General features: G+C 30.0%; 5 protein-coding genes. 1 reads left to right on the forward strand and 4 read right to left on the reverse strand.

Annotation, left to right across the window (positions count from 1 at the left end; all coding sequences use genetic code 11):
* The 4 genes from GQ540_RS05130 to clpP all read right to left on the reverse strand — a co-directional run.
* Nucleotides 1-341 (reverse strand): helix-turn-helix domain-containing protein (locus GQ540_RS05130; protein WP_291798303.1); only part of this gene is annotated, 341 nt, incomplete at its 3' end.
* Between the two features lie 356 nt (nt 342-697).
* Nucleotides 698-2698, reverse strand: coding sequence for a DNA primase (gene dnaG, locus GQ540_RS05135; RefSeq protein ID WP_291798306.1), 2001 nt, complete (start codon nt 2696-2698; stop codon nt 698-700).
* Nucleotides 2699-2800: 102 nt separating this feature from the next.
* On the reverse strand, nt 2801-4042 hold the full coding sequence (clpX, locus tag GQ540_RS05140; RefSeq protein ID WP_291798309.1) for an ATP-dependent Clp protease ATP-binding subunit ClpX: 1242 nt from the start codon (nt 4040-4042) through the stop codon (nt 2801-2803).
* A gap of 61 nt (nt 4043-4103) precedes the next feature.
* Entirely contained in the window at nt 4104-4763 is a 660-nt protein-coding gene (gene clpP, locus GQ540_RS05145) for an ATP-dependent Clp endopeptidase proteolytic subunit ClpP (RefSeq protein ID WP_291798314.1), read from the reverse strand.
* A gap of 152 nt (nt 4764-4915) precedes the next feature.
* Between clpP and GQ540_RS05150 the strand changes: the two genes are divergently transcribed.
* Nucleotides 4916-6433 (forward strand): M1 family metallopeptidase (locus GQ540_RS05150; protein WP_291798317.1); only part of this gene is annotated, 1518 nt, incomplete at its 3' end.

Genomic DNA, 6433 nt, shown 5'->3' on the forward strand with positions numbered 1-6433 from the left:
GCTAATGTTTTGGGCAATGACTTTTTTGCTAAATCGACTCCTGTGATTAGTTCCATATCAGCAATAATATCTTGTTGAAAGTCTTTTACAAATTCTAATTCTTCAATACGTTCTTTAAGTTTCTTGATTTCATCTTTTTTACTCATTCCTAATTTCTTTTGTTCTAAAGTACTATATTTTTTCAACCAATAATCAATTGATGATCTGGAAATATTGTATTTTTTAGCAGCATAATTGATAGATAATCTACCATTTTGAATTTGGTCAATGATTAAAAGTTTTAAATCGAAACCAATTTTCTCATAGGTTTTTTTTCGGCAGGGTAGTTTTTGCTGTTTCATACTCTCATTGTTTAAGTTGTCTAATTTTTAGTCAACCTATTTCAGGAAAGTACATTGTTTTATTGAACGCCTTACGGTTTCCCGTAAGGTATTTTTGTTTTAAGGAATTACATTTGAACTATTATTAGGGAAAATGCTAAACCAATAATTGAAAAAGAAAGAAATGCTGAACCTTACGGAAAACCGTAAGGTTTTTTCGTTTTTGAGTGGTAATTTTGAAGACCCTAATTAATTAAATATGAGGAAGATGAAAATTGTATTTTTTATTGTGATAGTTATTCTTGTCTCAAGCTGCTCAATAGCATTAGTAGTTTTATTGATGGATATTTAATCCGAATATTTTAGAAGTAAGTTTTTTAAATTACCCTATTCAACATTTCAGATAAACGTAATTTTAAACTTGTATAATTCATGACCGCTTCAATGCTTTCAGTTCGTTCTTCTTCATTCGTATAATCTACAAATGTTAACGAATTTATTTTTTCTTCAATAAGAACTCTCCTTAAGTTAAATATAACATCCATAACCGATTTTATTAAAACATCAACACCTCTTTTAACAGGTATTTCTTTTCTACTCCAATCACTTAATGTATGTTTTTCATCATCCATTAAAATATTAGTTACCAAATTTGAAATTTCTGTATTGCTGTGATTTATAAATGAATCAACTACAATAGATTCGTTTTGGTTTAATTGATGAATAATTTCGTAATAAATCTCTTTAAAAACTTCATTGGTAAATTCTACTTCATCTTCTTGTAAATTCAAGTATACTTCATTTGATACTGCATTTAAAAAATATTCTTTTCTACCTACTTTACCATCTTTAGTATCCTTTTCTTCTTCTACTTCATGGCTTTCAAATTGAACTTGCTCATTTCCATAGAGTAATAAAATTTTAATAATTTCATGTTCATATTTTTCAAGTTCGTTAACCTTTTCTAATTGAGGTGTTTTTTGCAAAGCCATTTCCGGATACAATACATCCATTGGTGGCTCATTAGGGTCAGGTCTTTTAGAAACTTCTCTTTTTGCTTTATTACTTAGTTGTGCTAATTCACTAAATAAAACACTTTCAGAAATATCCATAATTCGTGAACATTCTTGAATATACACTTCCTGCTGAATACTATCGGGTATTTTAGAAATACTTACCACAATATCACGAATTAATCCTGCTTTTTTTACAGGATCATTTTTAGCTTCATCCATCAATAAAGACACTTTAAAATTGATGAAGTCTTGTGAATTATTTTGTAAATATTCTTTTAACTCTTCTTCTGAAACTTTTTTAGCAAAACTATCGGGATCATCACCATCAGGAAACATTAGAACTCTCACATTCATTCCCTGTTCTAAAACTAAATCAATCCCTCTAATAGAAGCTCTAATACCTGCTGCATCACCATCAAAAAGAATGGTAATATTTTTAGTAAGTCTATTTATTAACCGAATTTGATTCTCTGTAAGTGCTGTACCCGATGAAGAAACTACATTCTGAATCCCTTTTTGATGCATAGAAATAACATCAGTATATCCTTCAACTAAAAAACAATTATCTTCTTTTGCAATACTTTGTTTTGCATAATGAATACCATATAAAACATTGCTTTTATGGTAAATATCACTATCTGGTGAATTTAAATATTTAGCTGCTTTTTTATCATTTGTTAAAATTCTTCCGCCAAAACCTAACACTCTTCCACTCATACTGTGAATTGGAAATAGTACGCGACCTTTAAACCTATCAAATTGTTTTGTACCTGTTGAAGAAAGTAAATCTTGTTTTACAATAGTAAGTCCCGTAGATTCTAGATATTTAAGATTGTATCCTTTATTTAATGCCTCTGAAGTAAATGCTTCCCATTCGTTTAATGCATATCCTAACTGAAACTTTTTTATAGTTTCATCAGTAAAACCACGTTCCTTAAAATAACTTAATCCAATTGCTTTGCCTTGATTGTCTTCTAATAAAATTTTATGGAAATAATCCCGTGCAAATTCTGAAACCAAAAACATACTTTCGCGTTCATCAGCTTGTTGTTTTTGTTCATCGGATTGTTCAGTTTCTTCAATTTCAATATTGTACTTTTTGGCTAAATATTTTAGAGCTTCAGGGTACGAATAATGTTCGTGTTCCATTAAAAAAGAAACTGCATTACCCCCTTTTCCAGTACTAAAATCTTTCCAAATTTGTTTCACTGGAGAAACCATAAATGAAGGTGAGCGTTCATCAGAAAACGGGCTTAATCCTTTCCAATTACTTCCTGCTTTTTTTAATTGGACAAACTCACCAATAACCTCCTCAACACGAGCAGCTTCAAAAACTCTATCTATGGTACTTCTGGAAATCAATATTGTTGTTTTTTAAGATTTCTAAATTACAAAATTTAGATAAAAAAATCACCCTTTAACTTGTAAAGGGTGATTTTATTTTAATTTAGTTTTATTTTTAAACTACGAAACCGCTTTTAACTTTTTTAAAGTTGACATATTAATTCTGTCTTCGGCGTATTTCTTCGTAATTTTTAATTCTGTTTCTTCAGTTCCTGGTAATTCAAACATTGCATCAGTTAAAATTGCTTCACAAAGTGAACGTAAACCACGTGCTCCTAGTTTGTATTCTACAGCTTTATCAACAATATAACCCAATGCTGTTTCATTAATAGTAAAATTAATACCATCCATTTCAAATAACTTTTGGTATTGTTTTATAATGGAATTTTTTGGTTCAGTTAAAATGGCTCTCAAAGTCTGAGCGTCTAACGGATTCATATGTGTTAATACAGGTAAACGACCAATAATTTCAGGAATTAAACCAAACTCTCGTAAATCTTTAGGTATAATATATTGCAATAAGTTAGTTTCATCAACTTTATCTACTTTAATAGATGCGCTGTAGCCAACTGCTTGCCTGTTTAAACGTTTTCCTATAATTTTATCAATTCCAGAGAAAGCACCACCAGCCATAAATAAAATATCTTTGGTGTTTACTTCAATAAATTTTTGATCGGGATGTTTTCTTCCTCCTTTTGGCGGAACATTTACAACTGAGCCTTCTAACAATTTTAACATTGCTTGTTGAACTCCTTCACCTGAAACATCACGTGTAATTGATGGATTATCTCCTTTACGTGCAATTTTATCAATTTCATCAATAAAAACAATACCACGTTCTGCTTTTTTTACATCGTAATCTGCGGCTTGCAATAAACGTGTTAAAATAGTTTCAACATCTTCACCTACATAACCGGCTTCAGTTAACACAGTTGCATCAACAATACAAAATGGTACGTTCAACATTTTTGCAATTGTACGCGCAATTAATGTTTTTCCTGTACCTGTTTCTCCAACAATTATAATATTACTTTTTTCAATTTCTATTTCATCTTCATCTTTAGATTCAGGTTGCAATAAACGCTTGTAATGATTATAAACTGCAACAGACATTACACGTTTTGCCTTTTCCTGACCAATCATGTATTCATCTATAAACGCCTTAATTTCTTTAGGTTTTTTTACAATTAATTCAGAAGTAACTGCTGAAGAATTTTGCTCTGCAATTTCTTCAACTACAATTCCGTGCGCTTGTTCTATACATTTATCACAAATATGCGCGTCTAAACCAGCAATAAGCAAATCTGTTTCTGGCTTTTTCCTACCACAAAATGAACATTCTAAAACTTCATCTTTTGCCATACTTTTATTTATTAATTTTTAGGTGTTAATTGTTGTATTTCTTATTCGAAATTACCATCAACTATTTTCTAATTAAAATTTCATCAATCATACCATACGTTTTTGCCTCATCAGCTTTCATCCAATAATCACGATCTGAATCTGCATGAACTTTCTCCATAGTTTGCCCAGAATGTTTAGATATTATTTGGTATAATTCATCTTTTAATTTCATGATTTCACGAGCCGTAATTTCAATATCACTAGCTTGTCCTTGTGCACCACCTAAAGGTTGGTGAATCATAACACGTGAGTGTGGTAACGCAGAACGTTTTCCTTTAGTACCAGCACACATTAAAACAGCACCCATTGAAGCTGCCATTCCTGTACAAATTGTTGCAACATCTGGCTTTATAAACTGCATAGTATCATAAATTCCTAAACCCGCATACACACCGCCACCTGGTGAATTGATATAAATTGAAATGTCTTTTGAATTATCAACGCTTTCTAAAAACAACAATTGAGCTTGAATAATATTAGCAACATAATCATCAATTCCTGTTCCTAAAAATATAATTCTATCCATCATTAAACGTGAAAACACATCCATTTGTGCAACATTTAATTGTCGTTCTTCAATAATATAAGGTGTAACACTACTTACTAATTTATCATAGTACATACTACTAATTCCTTGATCTTTTGTAGCAAATTTTTTAAATTCTTTTCCGTAATCCATTTTACAGGGTTTTAAAGTATTAAGGCTGTAAAGATAAGAAGTATTTATGAAATGTTTCTGTGTTTATTATCTAATCTCAAATTGAATAATTAATACCTCCTAATTTATTTTAATTTCTATGTATATTTGAAACCCATTCTATAGCATTTAAAATGAAGAAAATTTTTAATTTGGTTATTGTTTTTATCGTAATTCAATCAACAATTACAGCTCAAAACTACAAAAACCGTTTTAACACCATTGATATACAACACTATAAATTAGCAATTATTGTAAATGATACTACCAATAGTATTGATGCAAAAATGCAACTACGGTTAAAATTCAAAAAAACTGTAAACAAATTTCAACTTGATTTGGTTAAAAAAGATAGTATTAGCGGCTTAGGAATGGTTATAGATTCTATTTACCAAAACAATGTAAACGTTGAATTTACTCATAAAAATAACAAAATTTCAATTCAACCAAAACATACTTTTCCCGGAATAGAATACACATATACTATTAAATATCAAGGAATTCCAAAAGATGGATTAATTATTGGTGAAAATTTACACGGCGATAGAACTTTTTTTGGAGACAATTGGCCAAACAGAGCGCATAATTGGTTTCCTTGTGTAGATCATCCGTCAGATAAAGCAACGATTGAGTATATTATTGAAGCTCCTAATTATTACCAAACTATTGCAAATGGTTTTCAGGTTGAAGAAACCAATATAAATGACACTACTAAACAATACCATTGGAAAACAAAGGTGCCGTTACCTACTAAAGTAATGGTGATTGGAATTGCTAAATTTGCAGTTCAAAATATAGGTGAAACACACAACATCCCTGTTTCAACTTGGGTGTATCCACAAACTAAAGAACAAGGTTTTTACGATTTTTCTACAGCCAAAAGCATTCTATATTTCTTTATTGAAAATATTGGTGAATATCCATATCAAAAATTAGCAAATGTACAATCTAAAACACGTTTTGGAGGTATGGAAAATGCTGGAAATATTTTCTATTTTGAAGAATCTGTTACCGGTAAAAAAGAACACGAAGATTTAATTGCACATGAAATTGCACATCAATGGTTTGGAAATTCAGCTTCTGAAATTGATTGGCCACATCTTTGGTTAAGTGAAGGTTTTGCAACGTATTTAACTGACTTATATATTTTAGAATCAAAAGGAAACGAATCATTTCTAAAAAGAATTAAAGAAGAACGTGAAATAATTTTCAGGTTTCACAAAAGAAAACAATCACCTGTAATAGATACCAAAACAACTAATTATATGCGTTTACTAAATGCAAATTCGTACCAAAAAGGTGCTTGGGTGTTGCATATGCTTCGCAAGAAAATTGGTGACGAACTATTTTGGAGTGGTTTAAAAACCTATTACCAAAAATATAAATTTAGTAATGCTTCAACAACCGATTTTAAAAATGTAATGTCTGAAATTTCTGGTCAAAATTTAGATATTTTCTTTCATCAATGGCTTCAAAAAGGTGGGCATCCAATTTTAAAAACAAACTGGATTTACCACAATAATAAACTTAGAATAATTATTGAGCAAACACAAGAAACTGTGTTTCAATTCCCTTTTGATATAGAAATAATTTATAACGATGATACTTCCGAAGTAAAAACAATTCAAGTTACAGATAAAAATTCTCCACAT

Source organism: Lutibacter sp. (genome assembly GCF_013139515.1).
In the GTDB taxonomy this organism is placed as follows: Bacteria; Bacteroidota; Bacteroidia; order Flavobacteriales; family Flavobacteriaceae; genus Lutibacter.